The following is a 440-nucleotide window of genomic DNA, read 5'->3' as shown; positions in this document are numbered from 1 at the left end:
CTTCATACCCACCTTTCCAATACCTCTCAGGCCCCATACAAACAGCATGCCAGTAGCACAACTCAGCGCAAACAGGTACCAAAATGCAGCTCTGAATCCCACCATCAACGCCTCTGGACTTGCTTTCTCGCGATATCTCGAGTGCTCAGTAATACTGGCCGCAAGCACACCACTCGTAGCCAGCCCCACGCTTTTACCAATCTGCGCAACAGTATTGAATACGCCGCCTGCGAGCCCTTGCGTACGCGATGGGAACACTGATGTAATGACGAGGTTCGAAACTGTGAAGAGCGAATCTGCACCGATAGGATTTAAGAAAACCGCCAAGAACGCGCACGCCCAGTAACTCCATTGCGGCTGGATAACGCACATGAGCAATGCGCCGATGGTTGTGAGACTGACACCGACAATGACGGCATAGTCAGCGCGTATTTTATGCG

1 protein-coding gene is annotated in these 440 nt (G+C 52.3%); it reads right to left on the bottom strand.

Annotated features, from left to right (window positions below):
* Nucleotides 1-440, bottom strand: a 440-nt coding sequence (locus F8M74_RS37640) for a hypothetical protein (RefSeq protein WP_205604117.1), incomplete at both ends; no start/stop codon positions are given.

Source organism: Myxococcus sp. CA023 (assembly GCF_010998615.1).
GTDB lineage: Bacteria > Myxococcota > Myxococcia > Myxococcales > Myxococcaceae > Myxococcus.
Note: the sequence above shows the minus strand (reverse complement) of the source record. Positions and strands in the feature narration are given on the sequence as shown.